The sequence below is a fragment of the Mycobacterium scrofulaceum genome, assembly GCF_002086735.1.
In the GTDB taxonomy this organism is placed as follows: Bacteria; Actinomycetota; Actinomycetes; order Mycobacteriales; family Mycobacteriaceae; genus Mycobacterium; species Mycobacterium scrofulaceum.
Window position 1 is genome coordinate 99,236 of the sequence record NZ_MVIJ01000015.1, and the last position, 23,150, is coordinate 122,385.

Below are 23,150 nucleotides of genomic sequence, written 5' to 3' on the forward strand. Positions count from 1 at the left end.
TCCGATGTTCGGTGTTCGTCACGCGGCCGAAAATACACGGATCGACTTGTATAAATTGGACACGATCAGGAAGAAATACGCGGCTGGCGGGCCCGTTCGGACCGGTCGCACGCGGCTTCGGTGGGGAACCGGCAAAACTCGCCGGGGACCCGGTGGTGGTAACCGCAACTGCTCAACAAACCGCCCATTCGCTACGCAGATTCGGATCATGGGCGGTCGCTGTGAGTTTGCGCAAAGTCTTCTGCGAGTCCGCTAGATCGCGTCGTGCGGTCGCAGTCGGCGGGCCGAACGGATCTCAACGGCGTTGATAGTCAGCGTCCGGCGGCCGATCCGCCAGCGGTCGGTCAACTCGTACTCGTCGTCGTAGCGCAGATGCCACACCACGTCGACGATCTCGCCGTCGCGCCGATCCCAGTGGTGCGCGATGCACGCAACGCGCCCGCGTGCGGCGCCCGGCGCGCCGGCCCGGTCGTACACCTCGCCGACGATGGCGTGTTCGGTGCGGGCGACGGTCCCGACGGCGGAGACGGCGGCCGCGATGGCGTCCCGGCCCCCGTGTGAATGGATCGGTTCCAGCGCCTTGGGCGGCTCGGGCACCCTCAGCACCGCCGTTGTGGTGAACAGCGCTGCCACGGAATCGAATTGGCGTTCGTCCACGAGCGCGGCGTACCGGTGCACCAAGTCGCTGAGCGCGGCGCGCTCTTCGGCCGAGATGGTCATGGGTGGGTCACGAGACCAAGGCCAGCCGCTGCGCGCACGCGGACAGCACGTCCTTGGCCTGCTCGATGTCCGTGGTCGCCGGCATGGCCAGCACCAGCCGGTCGGCGCCCTGATCGGCGAGGCCGTCCGCGCGGTCGGCGTCGATCTTGTTAACCGCGTGGCCCAAGGACACTTCCAGGGTTGCCGGGTCTCGCCCCGCCGCGGACGCCTCGTCGCGCATCACCGAGATCAGTTCCGCCAGTCCTGGCCCGGTGACGCCGAGCGGCTGGAAGCCGTCGCCGAGACGCCCCGCGCGGCGCGCGGCCGCTCGGCTATGGCCGCCGATATGTATGGGAAGTTGTGCGCCGGCAACGGGTTTGGGGTAACACATCACGTTGTCGAATGTGAAGAACTCGCCGTGGTACGACGCCCCGTGCGGATGGTCGGCCCACAGCGTCCGCAAGACGTCCACCTGCTCGTCGGCGCGCGTGCCGCGGCGGTCGAAGTCCGCGCCGCACGCCTCGAGTTCCTCCTTGAGCCAGCCCACGCCCACGCACAGCCGCAGCCGGCCCCCGGACAGGGCGTCCACGGTGGCGGCCCGCTTGGCGAGCACCACCGGATGGTGGTTGGGCAGCACCAACACGCCGGTGGCCAGCCCGAGGGTGGTGGTGCGGCCGGCCAGGAAGGCCAGCAGATCGAGCGGATCGGGGATGGGACAGTCGGCGGCCAGCCCCACCCGCCCGGAGCTGTCGTACGGGTAGACGCTGTCGTAGCGGGTGACCAGCACGGTGTGCTCGACGACGACGACCGACTCGAACCCGCATCGCTCCAGGTGAAGCGCGAAGGCCGCCATCCACTCCGGGTCGGCGGTGACGCCGTCGCCGACCGGTGCCACGACTGAGACCTTCATGGCCTCAAAAGCTAACAGGCGCCGTCTCGACGGCCGCGGGCGCGATCGCGCCGCGCACCGCCTCGGCCAGGGTGGCGGCCCGGGCATCGGTGAACAGGTCCTCGAGCAACACCGGGCGCCCGTCGGGACCGGTCAGCGGTACCCGCCAGTTGGGGTATTCGTCGGTGGTGCCGGGCTGATTCTGGGTTCGGCAATCACCCACCGCGTCGGTCAGCGCCACGCCCAGCAGCCGTGACGGCGTCCGGCCCAGATACCGGTACAGGGCGAGCACGACGCTTTCCGCGTCCCCCTGGCCTTCCTCGAGCAACCCGACCCGGCGCAACTCGGCCATCCACGCCGCCAGCTCCGCCCGGCTGGAGGCGAGCTCGTCCTCGGCGGGACGGGTCAGCAAGCCCAGGGACTCGCGCAGGCGCACGTGCTCGCCGGCCAGGTAGCCGGCCGTCGGCGGCAGATCGTGGGTGGTCACCGAGGACAGGCAGTACTCGCGCCAGCGCTCGGCCGGCAGGGGGCCGCCGTTTCCGTCGCGGTCGAGCTCGAACCAGAGGATCGACGTGCCGAGCAAGCCGCGCAACATCAGGTAGTCGCGCACCCACGGTTCCACCGTGCCGAGATCCTCGCCGACGACCACCGCCCCCGCGCGGTGCGCCTCCAGGGCGACGATGCCGATCATCGCCTCGTGGTCGTATCGCACGTAGGTGCCGTCGGTGGGTGCCGCGCCCCGCGGGATCCACCACAGCCGGAACAATCCGATGATGTGGTCGATGCGCACGCCGCCGGAGTGCCGCAACACCGCACGGATGAGAGCCCGGAACGGCCGATACTCCTCGTCGTCGAGGCGGTCGGGCCGCCACGGCGGCTGCGACCAGTCCTGGCCGAGCTGGTTGAACTCGTCGGGCGGCGCGCCGGCGGTGACGCCCAGCGCCAACACGTCCTGCAAGGCCCACGCGTCGGCGCCGTTGGGATGCACTCCGACGGCCAGGTCGTGCATCACGCCCAGTGCCATGCCGGCCCGCACCGCCCGGGACTGCGCGGCGGCGAGTTGCTCGTCGAGCTGCCACTGCAGCCACCGGTGGAAGTCGACCGCTTCCCGATGCTCGGCGATGAAGGCCGCGACGCCGGGTGCGTGGGGATGCCGTAGCGATTCCGGCCAGGAATGCCAGTCGTCACCGTGCTTCTCGGCCAGCGCGCACCAGGTCGCGAAGTCGTCGAGCGCGCGCCCCTCCCGGCTGCGGAAGGCCTCGTAGGACAGCTCCCGTCCCGCCGACCGCGGCACCCGGTGCAGCAGCTCGAGCGCGGCGCGCTTCGCCGCCCACGCGCCGTCGCGGTCGATGGCGTCGCGCCGGGCGGCTTTGAGTTGCACCTCGGAGCGCAGCCGCCGCACCCGGCTGCGCTTGGGCAGCTCGGCGAGTTCGGGAATGGCCTCGACCCGCAGGTAAATCGGGTTGACGAAGCGCCGCGACGTCGGCAGGTAGGGGGACGGCTCCATGGGCCGCGTCGGCGCGGCCGCGTGCAGCGGATTGACCAATACATAGTCGGCGCCGTGCCGCGACGCCGACCACACCGCCAGGTCGGTCAGGTCGGTCAGGTCGCCGACCCCCCACGACTGTCGGGACCGCACGCTGTAGAGCTGGGCGGCCAGCCCCCAGCCCCGCCGGGCTCCCAGCCGCTCCGGCAGTCCGAGCCAGTCCGGCGTCATGATCAGGGCGGTGCTGGTTTCCTCACCGCCGGAGCGCAGATGCACCCGGTGGTAGCCCAGCGGCAGGTCGCCCGGCAGGACGAAGCTGGCCTCGCCGACCCAGCGTCCGTCCAGGTCGAACGGCGGGGTGAAATTGTCCACCTGCTGGATGCCGCCGCGCACGGTGCCGTCCTCCAGCTGCAACCAGACCTCGGCGGGGTCGCCGTGGGTCACATGCACCCAGAACCGGGTCTGCTCGCCGGTGCGGCCGACGATGGTCGGCGGCAACCGGCGGGCCCAACGTGCCCGCAGCTTCGCGGTCAGGGCCAGGTTGCGTTCCTGCTCGCTGCCCGCCGCCACCCCGAGCGCGGCCAATACGGCCACCAGCGTCGTCGGCGAGACCGGCACCCGCCGCCCGGTCCAGTCCTCGTATTCGGTCGCGATGCCGTATCGCCTGGCAAGTTCGACCAGCGACGGCGCGAGCTCACTCATACCGGACATCTTGCTGCCAGAATTCGCCGGCCGACCAATCGGGGAGATGCCCGCCCCGGCCGCCATGCCGTTCGCTCACGGCGCACGCTCAACAGGACGAGTCGGTGATTCGCCATTACGATGCCCTGAGGAGACATGAGGAGTCCGGGCGGGATCGGCGGGGGAACAAAAAGATGCCAGCTCAACGGCGCCTGGCACGTTGCCCGCGTCCGCTTCGGCGGCGAGCGGCCGACGACCGGACATCCGCGGACGAAGAGATGTAGCAGCGAACCCATCGGCGCCGCGTGGCGAGGCCCGTATCGGTGCCTTACGGTTGTCGATGTAATTCGTGCAGCGGATATTTACGACGGACAATATCCAGGCGTTCTAGCAGACCGGATGGTGAATTAACGTGGCGGAAGAGAGTCGCGGGCAACGCGGGTCGGGGTATGGCCTCGGGTTGTCCACGCGGACCCAGGTAACGGGCTACCAATTCCTCGCTCGTCGCACCGCCATGGCGCTCACCCGGTGGCGCGTCCGCATGGAGGTCGAGCCGGGCCGGCGGCAGACGCTGGCCGTGGTGGCCTCGGTATCCGCCGCCCTGGTGATCTGCCTGGGCGCCCTGCTCTACTCGTTCCTCAGTCCGGCGGGCCAGGTCGGGGATTCGCCGATCATCGCCGACCGCGACTCGGGCGCGCTTTATGTCCGCGTGGGTGACCGGCTGTACCCGGCGCTGAACCTCGCGTCGGCGCGGCTGATCACCGGCCGGCCGGACAACCCGCACCTGGTCAAGTCGAACCAGATCGCCAGCCTGCCGCGCGGCCCGCTGGTGGGCATCCCCGGTGCGCCGTCGAACTTCCACACCGCGACTCCCTCCACCTCGTCGTGGCTGGTATGCGACACCGTCGCCACCTCGACGGGTGTCACCGCCCCGTCCGGGGTGACGGTGACCGTGATCGACGGGAACCCCGACCTCAGCAACCACCGGCACGTGCTCAACGGGTCCGACGCGGTGGTGCTGAGCTACGGCGGCGACGCGTGGGTGATCCGGGAGGGGCGCCGGTCGCGGATCGACGCGACGAACCGCTCGGTGCTGTTGCCGCTGGGCCTGACGCCCGAGCAGGTCGGGCAGGCGAAGCCCATGAGCCGCGCGCTGTTCGACGCGTTGCCGGTGGGCCCGGAACTGACCGTGCCGCAGGTGCAGAACGCGGGCTCCGCCGCCTCGTTCCCGGGCGCCCCCGGCCCGATCGGGACCGTCATCGTCACGCCGCAAATCAGTGGGCCGCAACAATATTCGCTGGTGCTGGCCGACGGCGTCCAGACGCTGCCGCCGCTGGTGGCGCAGATCCTGCAGAACGCCGGGCCGGGCAACACCAAACCGGTGACCGTGGAGCCGTCCGCCCTGGCCAAGATGCCGGTGGTCAACAAGCTGGACCTGTCTTCCTACCCGGACGCGCCGCTGAACGTGGCCGACATCCGCGAGAATCCGGCGACCTGCTGGTGGTGGCAGAAGACCTCGGGCGAGAACCGCGCCCGCATCCAGGTCATCTCCGGCGCGACCATTCCCGTGGCGGCCAAGGACGAGAACAAGGTGGTGTCGCTGGTCAAGGCCGACACCACCGGCCGCGAAGCCGACCAGGTCTTCTTCGGGCCCGACTACGGCAACTTCGTCGCCGTCACCGGCAACGACCCGGGCGCCAAGACGACGGAGTCGCTGTGGTGGCTGACGGACGCGGGCGCCCGGTTCGGCGTCGACGACACCCGCGAGGTGCGTGAGGCGCTCGGCCTGAAGACAAAACCGAGCATGGCGCCGTGGGTGGCGCTGCGGCTGCTCCCGCAAGGTCCGACCCTGTCGCGGGCGGACGCGCTCGTGGAGCACGACACCCTACCGATGGATACGTCCCCAGGAGAATTGGCGGTGCCAAAGTGAAACGCGGGTTTGCTCGGCCGACACCGGAGAAGCCTCCGGTCATCAAGCCGGAGAACATCGTCCTTCCGACGCCCCTGAGCATCCCGCCGCCGGAGGGCAAGCCCTGGTGGCTGATCGTGGTCGGCGTCGTGGTGGTCGGCCTGCTGATCGGCATGGTCGCCATGACCTTCGCCAGCGGCTCACACGTGTTCGGCGGCGCCGGGTCGATCTTCCCGATCTTCATGATCGGCGGCGTCGCGATGATGATGTTCGGCGGCCGGTTCGGCGGTCAGCAACAGATGAGCCGGCCCAAGCTGGACGCGATGCGCGCCCAGTTCATGCTGATGCTGGACATGCTGCGCGAGACCGCCCACGAGTCGGCCGACAGCATGGACTCCAACTACCGGTGGTTCCACCCGGCGCCCACCACGCTGTCCGCCGCGGTCGGGTCGTCGCGGATGTGGGAGCGCAAGCCCGACGGCAAGGACCTCAACTTCGGTGTGGTGCGAGTCGGCGTCGGCATGACGCGGCCCGAGGTGACCTGGGGTGAGCCCCAGAACATGCCGACCGACATCGAGCTGGAGCCGGTTACCGGTAAGGCGCTGCAGGAATTCGGCCGCTACCAGAGCGTCGTCTACAACCTGCCCAAGATGATCTCGTTGCTCGTCGAACCGTGGTACTCGTTCGACGGCGAGCGCGAGCAGGTCCTCGGCCTGATGCGCGCCATCATCTGCCAACTCGCGTTCTCGCACGGCCCCGACCACGTACAGATGGTGGTGGTCAGCTCGGACCTCGACGAGTGGGACTGGGTGAAGTGGATCCCGCACTTCGGCGACCCGCGGCGCCAGGACGCCGCGGGCAACGCGCGGATGGTCTACAGCTCGGTCCGCGAGTTCGCCGCCGAGCAGGCCGAATTGTTCGCCGGCCGTGGCTCTTTCACGCCGCGGCACGCCAGCTCGTCGGCGCAGACCCCGACGCCCCACACGGTGATCGTCGCCGACGTCGTCGACCCCCAATGGGAGTACGTCATCAGCGCCGAAGGCGTCGACGGTGTGACGTTCTTCGACCTGACCGGATCCTCGATGTGGACGTCGGTTCCCGAGCGCACCTTGCGGTTCGACGACAAGGGCGTGATCGAGGCGCTGCCCCGCGACCGCGACACCTGGATGGTGATCGACGAGAAGCCGTGGTTCTTCGCCCTGACCGACCACATCAGCATCACCGAGGCGGAGGAGTTCGCCCAGGCGTTGGCCCGCTGGCGGCTCGCCGAGGCCTACGAAGAGATCGGTCAGCGGGTGGCCCACATCGGCGCCCGAGACATCATGGCCTACTACGGGATTGACGATCCGGGCCGCATCGACTTCAAGGCGCTGTGGGGCGCGCGCACCGACACGATGGGCCGGTCGCGACTGCGGGCGCCGTTCGGTAACCGCTCCGACAACGGCGAGCTGCTGTTCTTGGACATGAAGTCGCTGGACGAGGGCGGCGACGGCCCGCACGGGGTCATGTCGGGAACGACGGGTTCGGGTAAGTCGACCCTGGTGCGGACCGTGATCGAGTCGCTGATGCTCAGCCACCCGCCGGAGGAGCTGCAGTTCGTGCTGGCCGACCTCAAGGGTGGGTCGGCGGTCAAGCCGTTCGCCGGGGTGCCGCACGTGTCGCGCATCATCACCGACCTGGAAGAGGACCAGGCGCTGATGGAGCGCTTCCTGGACGCCCTGTGGGGCGAGATCGCCCGCCGCAAGGCGATCTGCGACAGCGCCGGCGTCGACGACGCCAAGGAGTACAACTCGGTCCGGCTCAGGATGCAGGCCCGTGGCCAGGACATGGCCCCGCTGCCGATGCTGGTGGTGGTCATCGACGAGTTCTACGAGTGGTTCCGCATCATGCCGACGGCGGTCGACGTGCTCGACTCGATCGGGCGGCAGGGCCGCGCGTACTGGATCCACCTGATGATGGCGTCGCAGACGATCGAGAGCCGCGCCGAAAAGCTCATGGAGAACATGGGTTACCGCCTGGTGCTGAAGGCGCGCACCGCGGGTGCCGCGCAGGCGGCCGGCGTGCCCAACGCGGTGAACCTGCCGGCCCAGGCGGGCCTGGGTTACTTCCGCCGCAGCCTGGAGGACATCGTCCGGTTCCAGGCGGAGTTCCTGTGGCGGGACTACTTCCCGCGTGGGCTCTCCGACGACGGTGAGGAAGCGCCGGCGTTGGTACACAGCATCGATTACGTTCGGCCGCAACTGTTCACCAATTCGTTCACTCCGCTCGAGGTCAGCGTCGGCGGCCCGGAGCTCACCCCGGCCGCCCTCACGAACGGCGAGACGCTCGAAGGTGACGGCGCGCCGGCCGACGACGACGTCGAGGGCATCCGGGTTCCGAAGGTCGGCACGGTGATCATCGATCAGCTGCGCAAGATCGACTTCGAGCCGTACCGGTTGTGGCAACCGCCGCTGAACCAGCCCGTCGCCATCGATGAGTTGGTCGACCGGTTCCTCGGCCACCCGTGGCAGGAGGATTACGGCACGGCGCGCGACCTGGTCTTCCCGATCGGGATCATCGACCGGCCGTTCAAGCACGACCAGCCGCCGTGGACCGTCGACACCTCGGGCCCGGGCTCCAACGTCCTGATCCTGGGCGCCGGTGGTTCGGGCAAGACGACGGCCCTGCAGACCCTGATCTGCTCGGCCGCGCTCACCCACACCCCCGAGCAGGTGCAGTTCTACTGCCTGGCCTACAGCAGCACCGCGCTGACGACCGTCGCCCGGTTGCCGCACGTGGGCGAGGTGGCGGGTCCGACCGACCCCTACGGCGTGCGCCGGACGGTGGCCGAGCTGCTGGCGCTGGTGCGGCAGCGCAAGAGCACTTTCCTCGAGTACGGAATCGCCTCGATGGAGGTGTTCCGGCGGCGCAAGTTCGGCGGCGAGCCGGGCCCCATCCCCAACGACGGGTTCGGCGACGTCTACCTGGTGGTGGACAACTACCGGGCGCTGGCCGAAGAGAACGAGGTGCTGATCGAGCAGGTCAACCTGATCATCAACCAGGGCCCCTCGTTCGGGGTGCACGTGGTGGTGACCGCCGACCGCGAGTCGGAGCTGCGGCCCCCGGTGCGCAGCGGTTTCGGTTCCCGGGTCGAGCTGCGCCTGGCGGCGGTGGAGGACGCGAAGCTGGTGCGTTCCCGGTTCGCCAAGGACGTTCCGGTCAAGCCCGGCCGCGGCATGGTCGCGGTGAACTACGTCCGCCTGGACTCCGACCCGCAGGCCGGTCTGCACACGCTGGTGGCCCGACCCGCGCTGGGCACCACGCCCGACTACGTCTTCGAGTCCGACAGCATCATCGATGCGGTCAGTCGCCTCACCAGCAGCCAGGCCCCGCCGGTGCGCCGGCTCCCGGCCCGGTTCGACCTGGAGCAACTGCGCGAGGTGGCCGCACACGACACCCGTCAAGGGGTCGGCGCGGGCGGAATCGCTTGGGCCATCTCGGAATTGGACCTGTCGCCGGTCTATCTCAACTTCGCCGAGAACGCGCACCTGATGGTGACCGGTCGACGCGAATGTGGGCGTACCACCACGCTGGCCACCATCATGAGCGAAATCGGCCGGCTGTACGCGCCCGGCGCCAGCAGCGCACCCACGCCGCCGGCCGGCCAGCCGTCGGCACAGGTCTGGCTGGTGGACCCGCGGCGTCAGCTGCTGACCACGCTGGGTTCGGACTACGTCGAGAAGTTCGCCTACAACCTCGACGGCGTGCAGGCGATGATGGGCGAGTTGGCAGCGGTCCTGGCGGGCCGCGAACCGCCGCCCGGCCTGTCCGCGGAAGAGTTGCTTTCCCGGTCGTGGTGGAGCGGACCGGAGATCTTCCTGATCGTCGACGACATCCAGCAGCTGCCGGCCGGTTTCGATTCGCCGCTGCACAAGGCCGCCCCGTGGGTGACCAGGGCCGCCGACGTCGGACTGCACGTGATCGTCACCCGGACCTTCGGTGGTTGGTCTTCGGCGGGCAGCGACCCGATGCTGCGGGCGCTGGCCCAGGCCAATGCGCCGCTGCTGGTGATGGACGCCGACCCGGACGAGGGCTTCATCCGCGGCAAGATGAAGGGTGGCCCGCTGCCGCGAGGCCGCGGCCTGCTGATGGCCGAGGACACGGGAGTGTTCGTTCAGGTGGCGGCGACGGAGTTGCGCAAATAGCACGGATACCGCTGCGCTGGGGTCGGTTGAATCAGCCCCAGCGCAGCGGTAATTCTTTGAGCGCGAAACTTTTTGACGGGAAATTGATCTCGGGGGCATAGTCCGCCGGCACGTCGAAGTCGGGAATCTGCTTCAGCCACTCTCCGACGACCACCGTCAGTTCGATGCGCCCCAGGTGCGATCCCAGGCAGCGGTGGGGCCCGCCCCCAAACCCCCAGTGCCGGTGCACCTTTCCGTCCATCACGAGTTCATTGACGGACGTGGCGTCGCTGTCGTCGCGGTTGACCGCGGCCATACACAACCGCACCGACGTGCCCGGGGGCAGCGTCATGCCGCCGATTTCGACGAACTGGGTGGTGACCCTGGGCGCCACCGGCGCCGACGGTTCCAGCCGGACGATCTCTTCGATGAAGACCCGGATCTGGCGGGGATCGTCACGAAGCAGGTCGCGAAGCTGCGGCCGGCGCGCCAATTCGAGCAGGCAGAATCCGATCGCCGCCGTCACCGTGTCCAGTCCCGCCAGGATCAACAGGTGGCTCATGCCGAGCAGTTCCAGGTCACTGAAGTCGCCGTCGCTGGCCATGATCCGCGACAGCATGTCGGACCCCGGGCTTTGTCGCCGTTGCTGGATCACGTCGACCAGGTACGCGAGCAGGTGCCGGCCCTGCTCGAGGTCGGCCGGCGTGAGGTAGGGCTTGTCGCCGACGACGGCGTCCTTCCACCCGATCAGGCGGTCCCGATCCTCCAACGGCAGACCGTAGAGGTCCATGAACACCTGAAACGGGTAGAGCCGGGCGAAATCCGCCATCACTTCGCATTTGCCTTGGGCGGCAAGCGCACCGATCATCTCGGCGGCGTGCCGTTCCAGCACCGGCCGCGACGCACTGAGTCCGTTCGGGCTGAAGAACGGCTGCAGTACCTTTCGGTACCGGGTGTGCTGAGGGGGGTCAAAAGCCAACGGCAACACGGGCAATGGGTGGCCGGGAGGCTGAAGGATCGTCGACGAGAAGACCTTGGGGTTGCGCAGTGCGGCCAGTACGTCCTCGCGGCGCGTGATGTAGTAGTGGCCGTTCATGAACACCACCGGCCCGGCGTCGCGCAGCGTCTTCCACCCGACGCCCCGATCCACGGCCATGGGCAACTTCTCGTAATCGAGCCGCGGGAGGTGGAACGTGCCGTACTGGCCCTCGCCAGGAGTGGTCATCCGCCCAGTCTCCGCCTGTCTGCCTGTCTGTCTGGTGGCACACCAATATCGCATCCGCCGCAACGGGACACGAATCGAAGCGCCGGCCGAACGCCCGGCTCAGGGCCGACGGCGGCGCCGCACCTTCTTCTCCGCCGCACCGACCGACTAATCTACGACTCGATTCGTCAAGTGCGGTCCTGCTGATTTCGCGTGGCCGGGTAGGGAGGAAACCTGTGCGGGTTCGTCTCGAGAAATCGAAGTGTGTGGGCCACGCCCAGTGCTATGCGGTCGATCCGGATCTGTTCCCGATCGACGGCTCGGGCTATTCGACCCTGGAAGAACATGAGGTCAGGCCCGAGGACGAGCAGGTGACCCGCGACGGCGTAGCCTCCTGCCCGGAGATGGCGTTGGTGATCGAAGAGGGCTGACGTTCGTCCCGACGGGCGAACCGCGGATGAACAACCGGTTGCCGAACATGAACGCTTGTCGACGGGGAGTGAACAATCGCTGGCCTGGAATGAACAGTTGGCATTGCGTATCGGAGCACTCCCGATAACAAACTAATCTCATGGGCGAGCGACAGTTCGGACACACGCGAGCTGTCGCTCGGTTGCTGACAACAGGGGATCAATCGAGGCTTGAGGGTGCACGTTGTTCCTGTCCGGACGTCCGAAACACGTGGTGGCAGACCACCTTTGGGCGCACGGTACGGGAGCGGCACGATGCGCCGACCGGCCCGCCGACTGGGGTGGTGGACCGCAAGGTCCGAGTCGGTGATTCCAACATGTCGGCGGCCTGGGGGTGGCGTTTGCTTACGAAGCCGTGAACACGGCCACCACTGATTCCGATACGACGGTCGAGTTCGCCAGTGATCGCGGCCAACTGAGGAGAACAGGTGTTTGACTTCGGGGCGTTACCGCCGGAAATCAATTCCGGCCGGATATATGCAGGTCCGGGTTCGGGGCCAATGATGGTCGCGGCAGCAGCCTGGGATGTACTCGCCGCAGAATTGGGCACGGCGGCAGGCGGTTACAACGCGATCATCGACGAACTGACCAACGGCCCCTGGGTGGGCCCGGCCTCGACGTCGATGATCGCGGCCGTCACGCCCTACGTGAGCTGGCTGACGACGATCGCCGGCCAGGCCGAGGAGACCGCCGGCCATGCGCGCGCCGCCGCGGCCGCCTTCGAGGCCGCGTTTGCGATGACGGTGCCGCCGCCGGTGATCGCCGCCAACAGGGTTTTGCTGGCGACGCTGGTCGCGACCAACTTCTTCGGGCAGAACACGCCGGCGATTATGGCGACCGAGGCCCAATACATGGAGATGTGGGCGCAGGACGCCGGGGCCATGTACGGCTACGCGGCATCCTCGACGGCCGCGTCGCAGATGACGCCGTTCAGCGCGGCGCCCCAGACCACCACGCCGGACGGCGAATCCGAACAGTTCGCCGCCGTCACGCAAGCAACCACGCAGCAGGCCGGCAACACCGCCCAAACCGTCTCCAACACGTCGTCGCAGCTGGCGACGCCCCAGGCGCTGTCGGCCACCGCCCCGCAGACGGCGCAGCAGGTCACCGCCGCCGCCACGGCACCGACCACCGGCTCGGTGCAGGACGTCCTACCCAGCCCGACCAACTGGTGGTCGCTGACCCCCGGTAACTACACGGCGATCATCAAACAAACGCTGCAGGCATATTTCGGCGTGGGCATCGGGAACTTCGGCTGGAGCATCGGCCAGCAGCTGACCTTCGGCCCCGGCGGTGGCACGGCCGGTGCCGGTGGCGCCTGGTTCCCGACGCCGCAGTTCGCTCAGCTGGGATTGGGCAACCTGGGCAGCCTGGGCAACGCGGGTGGGGCGGTGACGGCCGGTGCCGGACAGGCCGCTCAGGTCGGTGGGTTGTCGGTGCCGCAGCAGTGGGCCACGCTGGCCTCCGCGGTGAGCCCGGCCGAAGCCGCCGACGTGGAGGCCGGTCCGATGCAAACCGTGTCGGCGAGCAGCCCGCCCGGCAACGCGCTGTTGCGCGGCATGCCGACCGGTGCGATGGGCCGTCGCGCCGGCGCCGCCGCCGGCTACACACACAAATACGGCTTCCGCTACAGCGTGCTGACGCGCCCGCCATCGGCCGGGTAGGGAAAGTCCAGGTGAACGGAAGTTGTCCACTAATGAACACTCGGCACTAGGGAGGCAAGGCAGCGCGTGACCCATCTAATCTCACGAATAAGCCATGCCCGCGGTATGCCCAATGGTGAACCGTTCCGCGAAGAGCACCGAGCCGAAAGACCAGGGAGGGAATCCAGATGTCGTTTGTGACGACGCAGCCGGAGGCGCTGAGCGCGGCAGCGGGCAGCCTGCAGAGCATCGGCTCGACGCTCAACGCGCAGAACGCGGCCGCGGCGGCCCCCACCACGGGGGTGGTGCCCGCCGCGGCTGACGAGGTGTCGGCGCTCACCGCCGCGCAGTTCGCCGCGCATGCCCAGATGTACCAGGCCGTCAGCGCGCAGGCGGCGGCGATCCACGAAATGTTCGTAAACACCCTCAGCATGAGCTCGGGGTCGTATGCCGTGACTGAGGCGGCCAACGCGGCCGCGACGGGTTAAAGGAGTCGATGATGTTGGATTTCGGGGCGTTACCGCCGGAGGTCAATTCGGCACGCATCTATGCGGGTCCGGGGTCGGGGTCGTTGATGACCGCGGCGTCGTCTTGGAACGCGTTGGCCGCGGAGCTGAATTCCGCGGCGCTGAGCTACGAGAAGCTCATCACCGCGCTCAGTAGCGAGGAGTGGATGGGCCCGGCGTCGGCGTCGATGGCGGCCGCGGTGCAGCCGTATGTGACCTGGATGACGACGACGGCCGCCCAGGCCGAGGAGGCGGCCGCCCAGGCGCAGGCGGCGGCGGCGGCCTACGAGACGGCGCTGGCGGCGTCGGTGCCGCCGCCGCTGGTGGCGGCCAACCGTGCCGAGACGCAGCAGCTCATCTCGACCAACGTGCTGGGGCAGAACACCCCCGCAATCACCCAGCTGGAAGCCCAGTACGGCCAGATGTGGGCGCAGGACGCCAGCGCGATGTACAGCTACGCGGGTCAGTCGGCGACGACGACGAAGCTGACGCAGTTCAGCGCGGCGCCGAAGATCTCCAACGACACCGCCCCGGCCACGCAGAGCGCCGCGGTCACCAACGCGACGACGAACTCGACGGCGACCAACACGTCGAAAGTGTTGCAGTCGTTGGCCCAGCCCGCCGCGCAGGCACCGCAGGCAGCGGCCCAGCAGGCGACCCAGGACCCGTTCAGCTACATCTGGTACCTGCTGACCGGACAGTCCACCATCCCCACCAACCTGGGTTCGGCGCTCAACGGGTACAGCCCCTGGGCCAGTTTCTTCTATAACACCGAGGGTCTACCGTACTTCAGTGTCGGTATGGGCAACTTCGGTGTGCAGATGGCCAAGACGCTGGGCGTGATCGGTGGTGCGGCTCCGGCCGCGGCCAAGGCGCTGCCCGGCCTGGGGGGGCTGGGTGGTCTGCTCGGCGGCGGTGCCGGCGCGGCGGTGCACCCGGCGGCCGCGATCGGTGGGGCGGCCTCCATCGGCGGCAAGTTGTCGGTGCCGGTGGCCTGGACCGGCGGTCCGGCGACCGCGGCGATGACCCACTCGGCCATTCCGGTCAGCGCGATCAGCGCCGCCCCGGAGGCGGCCGGGGGACCGGGCAACCTGCTCGGCGGCATGCCCCTGGCGGGCATGGGCTCGGGCACCCACGCCGGCGCCGGACCCCGATACGGCTTCCGGCCCACCGTCATGGCCCGCCCACCGTTCGCCGGGTAGCTACTCGTAACCCGCTGAAAGACGCTTTAGCGCGCGAAACGTGCCGCGCTAAAGCGTCTTTCAGCGCGCCGCCCCGGCGCGGCTCGTTGCCCCGCCGCAACGAGCGGCCCCTTGCCGCGGCGGCATTTTCTGCGCCCGGATTTTTATCCGGCCCGTCGGGCCCGTCGCGCCGCGTGCCTCCCGGGGCGGGCGGGCGTGACCGACCGCCCGGCGCGGTGTTCCCGCAGGCAGTGCCATGACTTCTCGGCGCGGACGGCCGCCCGCGCGTTTGCGGCGCCGCCGCTATTGAGGGCCGTCCGGTAGTCGGCTCACCCCTCCCGCGTCCGAATCACGGCCAGCGGTCAGCCACCAGCGGAACCTAGCCTTCGCAACAAGCAGGCAAACGCTTGCAGGTCAGTCGGCCAAGACCAGTTGCGAGGAATGCAGATGCCGTTCGGATCGGTCGTTTCGTAGGCGATGGACTTCGGTGCGTTACCGCCGGAGGTCAACTCCGGCCGCATGTATGCGGGTCCGGGTTCGGGGCCGATGATGGCCGCCGCGGCGGCCTGGGACGAGGTCGCGGCCGAGGTGACGACCGCGGCCAGTGGCTACGGCGCGGTGGTTTCGGAACTGACCGGCGGGCCGTGGGTGGGGCCGGCGTCGTCGTCGATGCTGTCCGCGGTGCTGCCGTACGTGAGTTGGTTGGGCGCGGTGGCGGCATCGGCCGAAGACACCGCCGGCCGCGGCCGCGCCGCCGCGGCCGCCTTCGAGGCGGCCTTCGCGATGACGGTGCCGCCGCCGGTGATCGCCGCCAACAGGGTGTCGTTGGCGACGCTGACCGCGACGAACTTCTTCGGCCAGAACACCCCGGCGATCGCGGCCACGGAGGCCGAATACCTGCAGATGTGGGCGCAGGATGCCGCGGCGATGTATGGCTATGCCGGCGCCTCGGCGACCGCTTCGGACTTGCCTCCGTTCACCGCACCACCGCATACCAGCGCGCCCGACGGGGTGGCCCGCCAGGCGCTGGCGGTGAGCAAGGCCGCCGCGAGCCCGGCGGGCACTTCGGCGCAGACCGCCGCCTCGATCGGCGCACCTCAGGCCGCGGCGGCGAACGCGTCGGACCCGGGGCCCCTGGCCTGGCTGTGGAATGCGATTCAGGACTTCCTGCAGTACGGGCCGCCTACCCCGACCAACAATTACCTGGGGCTCGCTCCATCGATGTACACGGCGCTCCTGAAACAGACGCCGGGTCTGGCTTACTTCTCCAACGGCATGGCCAGCTTCGGGATGTCGATCGCTCAACAGCTGGTCACCGGACCCGGCGGCGCCACGGCCGGCGCAGGCGGGGCGTGGTTCCCGACGCCGCAGTTCGCCCACCTGGGTCTGGGCAACCTGGGCAACATCGGGAGCGGAGCCGTCTCGGCCGGTGCCGGGCAGGCCGCCCACGTCGGGAGCTTGTCGGTTCCGCACCAGTGGGCCACGCTGACGTCCGCGGTGAGCCAGGCCAACGCCGCCGAGGCTGAGGCCGGCCCGGTTCAGGTCGCCGGCCCGACGAGCGCCCCGGGAAACGCCCTGCTGCGAGGCATGCCCACCGGTGTGACAGGCCGGCGCGCCGGCGCCGCGGACTACTCGCACAAATACGGCTTCCGCTACAGCGTGCTGACTCGCTCACCGTCGGCCGGATAGCAGAAGAAAAATGGACGTGCGCCGGTTCTTTATCCGCGCCGGGATTTTATCTCCGGCGCGATCACGCCGGCGCTCGGCAATGGCGGAATGCGGTTACCGCGCGCGCAATTCGGTGATTCCCCGGGATCTCCACCGCGAGCGCCTTGTTCCAGTTCAAGGCCGAAATGCGGCGGGCCGGTCGCCGTGTGTGCATTACGTTGCGGCGGCGTCGCGGCCGCCAATCGAGGGGGCCGCGCGCCCGGTCTTCGGTGTGATCGCCGAATTCCGGGACGGGCGGCCGTTCGCATCCGCACTACCGTCGGTGACTACTCGAGCCAAACGGCGGGTTAAGGGGTAATCGGTGTTCGACTTTGGGGTGTTTCCGCCGGAGGTCAATTCGGCACGCATCTACGCGGGTCCGGGATCGGGATCGTTGATGACCGCCGCGTCGTCGTGGAACGCGGTCGCCGCGGAGTTGACCGCGGCGGCGCAAAGCTATGACACGTTGGTCACCGCGCTCAGCAGCGAGGAGTGGTTGGGTCCGGCGTCGGCGACGATGGCGGCCGCGGTCCAGCCCTATGTGGACTGGATGGCGACGACGGCCGCGCAGGCCGAGCTGGCGGCCACCCAGGCGCAGGCGGCCGCGGCGGCCTACGAGACCGCGCTGGCGTCGTCGGTACCCCCGCCGGTGATCGCGGCCAACCGGGCGCAGGCGTCGCAGCTGAAGGCGACCAACGTGCTCGGGCAGAACACGCCGGTGATCGCGCAGCTGGAAGCCCGGTACGGCGAGTACTGGGCCCAGGACGCCGGCGCGATGTACGACTATGCGGAGCAGTCGAGGACGGCGACCCAGGGCGTGACGACCTTTCAGGCCGCTCCGAAGATCACCAACGACGCCGGTGCGGCTACCCAAGCCGGCACGGTCGCCAACACGACGGCCAACACCGCGGCCGGTAACACGGCCAACGTCGCGCAGAATGCGGCCGCGCTGGCCCCGCAGGCGCTGACCCAGGCCGCCACGCAGACAGATCCGTTCAGCGCGATCTGGTTGCTGCTCACCGGGCAGAGCACTCTCCCCACCAACCTGGGAGCGCTCTTGAATGGCTACAGCCCCTTCGCCAGTTTCTTCTATAACACCGAGGGTCTGCCGTACTTCAGTGTCGGTATGGGCAACTTCGGTGTGCAGATGGCCAAGACGCTGGGCGTGATCGGTGGTGCGGCTCCGGCCGCGGCCAAGGCGCTGCCCGGCCTGGGGGGGCTGGGTGGTCTGCTCGGCGGCGGTGCCGGCGCGGCGGTGCACCCGGCGGCCGCGATCGGTGGGGCGGCCTCCATCGGCGGCAAGTTGTCGGTGCCGGTGGCCTGGACCGGCGGTCCGGCGACCGCGGCGATGACCCACTCGGCCATTCCGGTCAGCGCGATCAGCGCCGCCCCGGAGGCGGCCGGGGGACCGGGCAACCTGCTCGGCGGCATGCCCCTGGCGGGCGCGGGGTCGGGCACCCACGCCGGCGCCGGACCCCGATACGGCTTCCGGCCCACCGTCATGGCCCGCCCACCCTTCGCCGGATAGCCGTTGCGGAGCGCCGGACCGCGCGGGTTAACAGGACAAACGGCCCGGGTTAACAAAACGGGTCACGCGCGGCCTGGGGCACCGCGCCCCGGGCATCTCCCGGCGCCGCGCCTTGGTGCGGTGGGCGGCCCGCTCGTCGGTTGCTAGCCGGGCCGCGGCATATAATCAGCAACGAGATTCTAAACCGGTTTGCCCAGCGCAAGTGCCCTGAATGACCCCTACCAGCAGGTTTGCCGCCCGCGATGGTTACAGTTTGCTGTGACCGCGCTGTCAGGCAGGGCGATTCGGGTCGGGCGCTGTTACTCTGGCGTTACCAAAAGTGAATTCGTCGTACCGTCACGTGAACAATTGCAAACAGGCGCCTTCCGAAAGAGCTTCGGAGGTCGCCGTCATCTACTCTCTGCAGAGTCGGGGATTGGAACTAGGAGGGAATCAAGTATGTCGTTCGTGACCACACAGCCCGAGGCTCTGGCTGCGGCGGCCGGAAACTTGCAGGCCATCGGCTCAACGCTGAGCGCTCAGAACGCGGCCGCCGCGGCCCCCACGACCGGGGTGGTGCCCGCCGCCGCCGACGAGGTGTCGGCGCTGACGGCGGCGCAATTCGCAGCGCACGCGCAGATGTACCAGGCGGTGAGCGCCCAGGCCGCGGCCATTCACGAGGCGTTCGTGAACACTCTGTCGATGAGTTCGGGATCGTACGCCGCGACCGAGGCTGCCAACGCGGCTGCCGCGGGCTGATCCGATTGGCGGTCGACGGTGTGGGACCGGACATCTTCGATGTGGTCCCACACCTCACCGCCCAGCTACCGATGATCTCGGGGGCTGACGGCCGGACAACTCAAACGCCGCGGTTCGGGTTTGACGTCCGTCTCACCGTGTTAAAGCGACCGGTGGCCGCCGGCTGACGGGAAGGGGGGATCATCCTTTTGTATTCGGCTCGGCGGTTCGCCAGCGGGTGACCGGCCCGGCCATCGTCGTAACCACAGCAGGTATCTGAGAAACCATTTATTAAGGAGACAGCCAGCATGGCAACACGTTTTATGACCGACTCGCACGAAATGCGGGCGATGGCGGGCCGCTTCGAGGTGCACGCCCAGACCGTCGAGGACGAGGCCCGCAAGATGTGGGCGTCCTCGATGAACATCGCCGGCTCGGGCTGGAGCGGCCAGGCGCAGGCCACGTCGTACGACACCATGGGTCAGGTCAACCAGGCCTTCCGCAACATCGTCAACATGCTCCACGGAGTGCGCGACGGGCTGATCCGTGACGCCAACAACTACGAGCAGCAAGAGCAGGCTTCGCAGCAAATCCTCGGCAGCTAGCGCTAAAAACCGCGGCTGCGTACCATTCCAGACATTAGGAGAACACCGTTATGACAATCAATTACCAGTTCGGCGACGTCGACGCCCACGGTGCCTTGATCCGGGCCCAGGCCGCGTCTCTGGAGGCTGAGCACCAGGCCATCGTTCGCGATGTGCTGGCTGCGGGTGACTTCTGGGGCGGTGCCGGTTCGGTGGCCTGCCAGGAGTTCATCACCCAGTTGGGTCGCAACTTCCAGGTGATCTACGAGCAGGCCAACGCCCACGGGCAGAAGGTGCAGAGCGCCGGCAGCAACATGGCCAGCACCGACAGCGCCGTTGGGTCCAGCTGGGCCTAACCCCAACTTCAGGCGCGGCAGCACACCACCCGTCGGTGTGCTGCCGCGTCCTGCGGTTACCGTGCACTTTGAACCCTTGAGGTAGTGATGGACCAACAGACCGCCCGCACCGACATCACCGTTAACGTCGACGGTTTCTGGATGCTTCAGGCACTCCTGGACATCCGCCACGTCGCACCGGAATTGCGGTGCCGGCCGTATGTTTCGACCGACTCGAACGACTGGCTCAACGAGCACCCCGGCATGGCGGTCATGCGGGAGCAGGGCATCGTCGAGAACGATCAGGTGAACGAGCATGTGGCCGCTCGGATGAGGGTGCTGGCCGCGCCGGACCTCGAGGTGATCGCCCTGCTGTCGCGGGGCAAGCTGCTCTACGGCGTGGTCGACGACGAAAACCAGCCCCCCGGCTCGCGCGACATCCCCGACAACGAGTTCCGGGTGGTGTTGGCCCGCCGCGGCCAGCACTGGGTGTCCGCGGTGCGAGTGGGCAGCGACATCACCGTCGATGACGTCGCCATCGCCGACAGCGCCTCGATCGCGTCCCTGGTCTTGGACGCGCTGGAGTCGATCCATCACGCGGAGCCGGCGGCGATCAACGCGGTCAACGTTCCGCTGGAGGAGATGCTGGACGCGACGAAGTCGTGGCAGGAGTCGGGCTTCAACGTGTTTTCGGGCGGCGACCTGCGGCGGATGGGCATCAGCGCCGCCACCGTCGCCGCGCTGGGACAGGCGCTCTCGGATCCCGCGGCCGAGGTCGCGGTGTACGCGCGTCAATACCGGGACGACGCCAAGGGCCCCAGCGCCTCGGTGCTGTCGCTCAAAGATGGCTCCGGCGGCCGCATCGCGCTCTACCAGCAGGCGCGTACGGCCGGGTCGGGGGAGGCCTGGCTCGCCATTTGTCCGGCCACCCCGCAGCTGGTCCAGGTAGGCATCAAGACGGTGCTGGACACACTTCCCTACGGCGAGTGGAAAACCCACAGCAGGGTCTGACGACGAAACACAAAGTTCACCAATAGCTTTGCACTCAACATGCGGTTGAGATGCCAACACGGCATACTTCTCTAAGAGATTCAGCAAATCTCAAACCACTGTCACCAAAGTTTTTTCGCAAGGCGGGGTAGATGGAATTCGGAATAGCCGGGATGCACTTTCCCGGGGGCCGCAGCGCCCCGGAGAGTGGGCCGGCGCAGGCTCCCGCCCGGCTGGCGGCACGGGGTTACACATTCACGACGGTAAGGGGTTCAGGGCGATGACTGCGGTAGTTGAAGCGCTACAGCCTGACGTTGAGGGGATTTCGCAGCCTCGGGCGGTCGTGGTCGGCGTTATGGCCGGGGCGGGCGTACAGATCGGCGTCCTGCTGGACGCGAACGCGCCCGTCTCGGTGATGACCGAGCCGCTGCTCAAGGTGGTGAACGGCCGCCTCCGGGAGCTCGGCGAGACCCCGCTGGAGGCCACCGGCCGCGGCAGGTGGGCGCTCTGCCTGGTCGACGGCACGCCCTTGCGGGCCACCCAGTCGCTGACCGAACAGGATGTCTACGACGGCGACCGGCTGTGGATCCGGTTCATCCAGGACACCGAGCATCGCTCGCAGGTCATCGAGCACATCTCCACCGCGGTCGCGGCAAACCTCAGCAAGCGGTTCGCCGCGATCGACCCGGTCATGGCGGTCCAGGTCGGCGCGTCGATGGTGGCGGCCGGGGTGACCGCCGCCTCGGGGCTGCTGCTCTGGTACCGGTGGCACCACAACTCCTGGCTGCCGACCGCATACTCCGCCGTCATCGCCCTAGTGGTGCTCGGCGTTTCCCTGATGCTGCTGATGCGGGCACGCACGGACCAGGATCGCCGCATCGCCGACATCACGCTGCTGAGCGGCCTGGCGCCGCTCACGGTCGCGGCGGCGGCGGCGCCGCCCGGCGGCGTGGGATCCCCCCACGCGGTGCTGGGCTTCGGCGTCCTGACCATCGCCGCGATGCTGGCGCTGCGGTTCACGGGCCGCCGGCTGGGGCTCTACACCGCGCTCATCACCGTCAGCGTGGTCACCGCGATCGCCGCCCTGGCGCGAATGGTCGCGATGACCAGCGCCGTGACGCTGCTGACGAGCGTGGTGCTGCTGTGCGTGCTGGTGTACCACACCGCGCCCGCGCTCTCGCGCCGGCTGGCCGGCATCCGCCTGCCGGTGTTCCCCTCGGCGACCAGCCGGTGGGTGTTCGAGGCCCGGCCCGACCTGCCCACCACCGTGGTCCGCTCCGACGGCGGGCCGCCGGTCCTGGAGGGCCCCGCTTCCGTCCGGGACGTCTTGGTGCAGGCGGAACGCGCACGCTCCTTCCTCACGGGCCTGCTGATCGGGCTCGGCGTTTTGATGGTGGTCTCGCTCACCGCGTTGTCGGATCCGCACACCGGCCAGCGTTGGCTGCCGCTGTTGCTGGCCGGCTTCAGCGCCGGGTTCCTGATGCTGCGCGGACGCTCCTACGTCGATCGCTGGCAGGCGATCACCCTCGCCGTCACCGCCGTCCTGATCGTCGGCGCGGTGGTCGCGCGGTACGCGCTCGTGTTGCAGTCGCCCCTGGCCGTGTCGATCAGCGCGGCGATCCTGGTTCTGCTGCCGGCGGCCGGCCTCACGTCCGCGGCCGTGGTGCCGAACACCATCTACAGCCCGCTGTTCCGCAAGTTCGTGGAATGGATCGAATACCTCTGCCTGATGCCGATCTTCCCGCTGGCATTGTGGTTGATGAATGTCTATGCAGCCATCCGCTACCGGTAGTAGCAAGGTGTGGCGAGGGCGCGCGTCCGCCGCGGCCCTCGCCGCAGTCTTGCTCTCCTCAGGAGCATTGGCCGGCCTCCCGCCCGCCTATGCGATTTCGCCGCCGACGATCGACCCGGCCGCGGTGCCGCCGGACGGTCCGCCGGGGCCGCCCGCGCCGATGAAGCAGAATTCGTACTGCACCGAGGTGGGCGTGCTGCCCGGCACCGATTTCCGGTTGCAGCCGAAGTACATGGACATGCTGAACCTGCAGGAGGCATGGCAATTCGGCCGCGGCGCGGGCGTCAAGGTGGCCGTCATCGACACCGGCGTCAGCCCGCACCCCCGGTTTCCGCACCTGATCCCCGGCGGTGACTACGTCATGGGCGGCGACGGATTGTCGGACTGCGACGCGCACGGGACGATCGTGGCGTCGATGATCGGCGCCGCGCCCGCGAACGGCGCGGGCCCGCCGCCGGCCGCTCCGCGCCGGCCGGTCACCATCCCCACGACCGAACCGCCGCCGAAAGCGCCGCCGCCCCAGACGGTGACGCTGTCGCCGCTGCCGCAGACCGTGACGATGGTTCCTCCGACCGAGGAGCCGCCTCCGGGACCGTTCGGGCTGCCCCCGGCCCCGCGGGCTGCTGCGGTGGTGGCGGCGGGGCCGCCCCCGGGACCACCCCAGGG

Annotated in this window: 18 protein-coding genes; 14 read left to right on the plus strand and 4 right to left on the minus strand. The window is 68.9% G+C overall.

Going from position 1 to position 23,150, the window contains the following annotated elements:
* Positions 1–252 precede the first annotated feature (252 nt).
* Genes BST44_RS12410 through malQ form a run of 3 tightly spaced genes read right to left on the minus strand, consistent with a single transcriptional unit; the run spans position 253 to position 3,776 of the window.
* Positions 253–720, minus strand: coding sequence for a nuclear transport factor 2 family protein (locus tag BST44_RS12410; protein ID WP_083177406.1), 468 nt, complete (start codon positions 718–720; stop codon positions 253–255).
* Between the two features lie 7 nt (positions 721–727).
* Complete coding sequence (locus BST44_RS12415) at positions 728–1,609, minus strand: LLM class F420-dependent oxidoreductase (RefSeq protein ID WP_083177407.1); 882 nt, start codon at positions 1,607–1,609, stop codon at positions 728–730.
* 4 nt (positions 1,610–1,613) lie between these two features.
* Complete coding sequence (gene malQ, locus BST44_RS12420) at positions 1,614–3,776, minus strand: 4-alpha-glucanotransferase (RefSeq protein WP_083177408.1); 2,163 nt, start codon at positions 3,774–3,776, stop codon at positions 1,614–1,616.
* A 391-nt stretch (positions 3,777–4,167) separates the two neighbouring features.
* Between malQ and eccB the strand changes: the two genes are divergently transcribed.
* Together eccB and eccCa are read left to right on the plus strand one after the other, a co-directional pair.
* Positions 4,168–5,685 carry a type VII secretion protein EccB gene (eccB, locus tag BST44_RS12425; RefSeq protein ID WP_083177409.1) on the plus strand — a complete coding sequence of 506 codons (1,518 nt, stop codon included), beginning with the start codon at positions 4,168–4,170 and terminating at the stop codon, positions 5,683–5,685.
* Positions 5,682–9,848, plus strand: a complete 4,167-nt coding sequence (gene eccCa / locus BST44_RS12430; protein WP_083177410.1) for a type VII secretion protein EccCa — start codon at positions 5,682–5,684, stop codon at positions 9,846–9,848. The genes eccB and eccCa overlap by 4 nt, the downstream gene beginning before the upstream one ends.
* A 31-nt stretch (positions 9,849–9,879) precedes the next feature.
* On the opposite strand, the gene BST44_RS12435 is transcribed toward eccCa, so the two are convergent.
* Positions 9,880–11,052 (minus strand): cytochrome P450, encoded by a 1,173-nt coding sequence (locus tag BST44_RS12435; RefSeq protein ID WP_083177411.1) that lies wholly within the window; start codon positions 11,050–11,052, stop codon positions 9,880–9,882.
* A gap of 215 nt (positions 11,053–11,267) precedes the next feature.
* Here BST44_RS12435 and fdxE point away from each other — a divergent pair, with 215 nt between their 5' ends.
* The 12 genes from fdxE to BST44_RS12495 all read left to right on the plus strand — a co-directional run.
* Entirely contained in the window at positions 11,268–11,462 is a 195-nt protein-coding gene (fdxE, locus tag BST44_RS12440) for a ferredoxin FdxE (protein ID WP_083177412.1), read from the plus strand.
* 467 nt (positions 11,463–11,929) lie between these two features.
* Positions 11,930–13,165, plus strand: a complete 1,236-nt coding sequence (locus BST44_RS12445; RefSeq protein ID WP_083177413.1) for a PPE family protein — start codon at positions 11,930–11,932, stop codon at positions 13,163–13,165.
* Positions 13,166–13,332: 167 nt separating this feature from the next.
* Positions 13,333–13,632 carry a PE family protein gene (locus BST44_RS12450; protein WP_083177414.1) on the plus strand — a complete coding sequence of 100 codons (300 nt, stop codon included), beginning with the start codon at positions 13,333–13,335 and terminating at the stop codon, positions 13,630–13,632.
* An 8-nt stretch (positions 13,633–13,640) separates the two neighbouring features.
* A complete protein-coding gene (locus BST44_RS12455) occupies positions 13,641–14,852 on the plus strand; it encodes a PPE family protein (protein ID WP_083177415.1) in 1,212 nt (403 codons plus the stop codon).
* A gap of 456 nt (positions 14,853–15,308) precedes the next feature.
* A complete protein-coding gene (locus BST44_RS12460) occupies positions 15,309–16,520 on the plus strand; it encodes a PPE family protein (RefSeq protein WP_083177416.1) in 1,212 nt (403 codons plus the stop codon).
* Between the two features lie 340 nt (positions 16,521–16,860).
* Positions 16,861–18,066, plus strand: coding sequence for a PPE family protein (locus tag BST44_RS12465; protein WP_083177418.1), 1,206 nt, complete (start codon positions 16,861–16,863; stop codon positions 18,064–18,066).
* 438 nt (positions 18,067–18,504) lie between these two features.
* Complete coding sequence (locus BST44_RS12470) at positions 18,505–18,804, plus strand: PE family protein (protein WP_007172607.1); 300 nt, start codon at positions 18,505–18,507, stop codon at positions 18,802–18,804.
* Between the two features lie 287 nt (positions 18,805–19,091).
* Positions 19,092–19,388, plus strand: coding sequence for a WXG100 family type VII secretion target (locus tag BST44_RS12475; protein WP_083177421.1), 297 nt, complete (start codon positions 19,092–19,094; stop codon positions 19,386–19,388).
* 50 nt (positions 19,389–19,438) lie between these two features.
* Entirely contained in the window at positions 19,439–19,723 is a 285-nt protein-coding gene (locus tag BST44_RS12480; RefSeq protein WP_046182844.1) for a WXG100 family type VII secretion target, read from the plus strand.
* An 87-nt stretch (positions 19,724–19,810) separates the two neighbouring features.
* On the plus strand, positions 19,811–20,713 hold the full coding sequence (locus tag BST44_RS12485) for an ESX secretion-associated protein EspG (protein ID WP_083177422.1): 903 nt from the start codon (positions 19,811–19,813) through the stop codon (positions 20,711–20,713).
* Positions 20,714–20,972: 259 nt separating this feature from the next.
* On the plus strand, positions 20,973–22,484 hold the full coding sequence (gene eccD, locus BST44_RS12490) for a type VII secretion integral membrane protein EccD (protein WP_083177423.1): 1,512 nt from the start codon (positions 20,973–20,975) through the stop codon (positions 22,482–22,484).
* Positions 22,462–23,150: S8 family serine peptidase (locus tag BST44_RS12495; protein ID WP_244184802.1), on the plus strand; the 689-nt coding region annotated here is incomplete at its 3' end. The genes eccD and BST44_RS12495, both read left to right, overlap by 23 nt.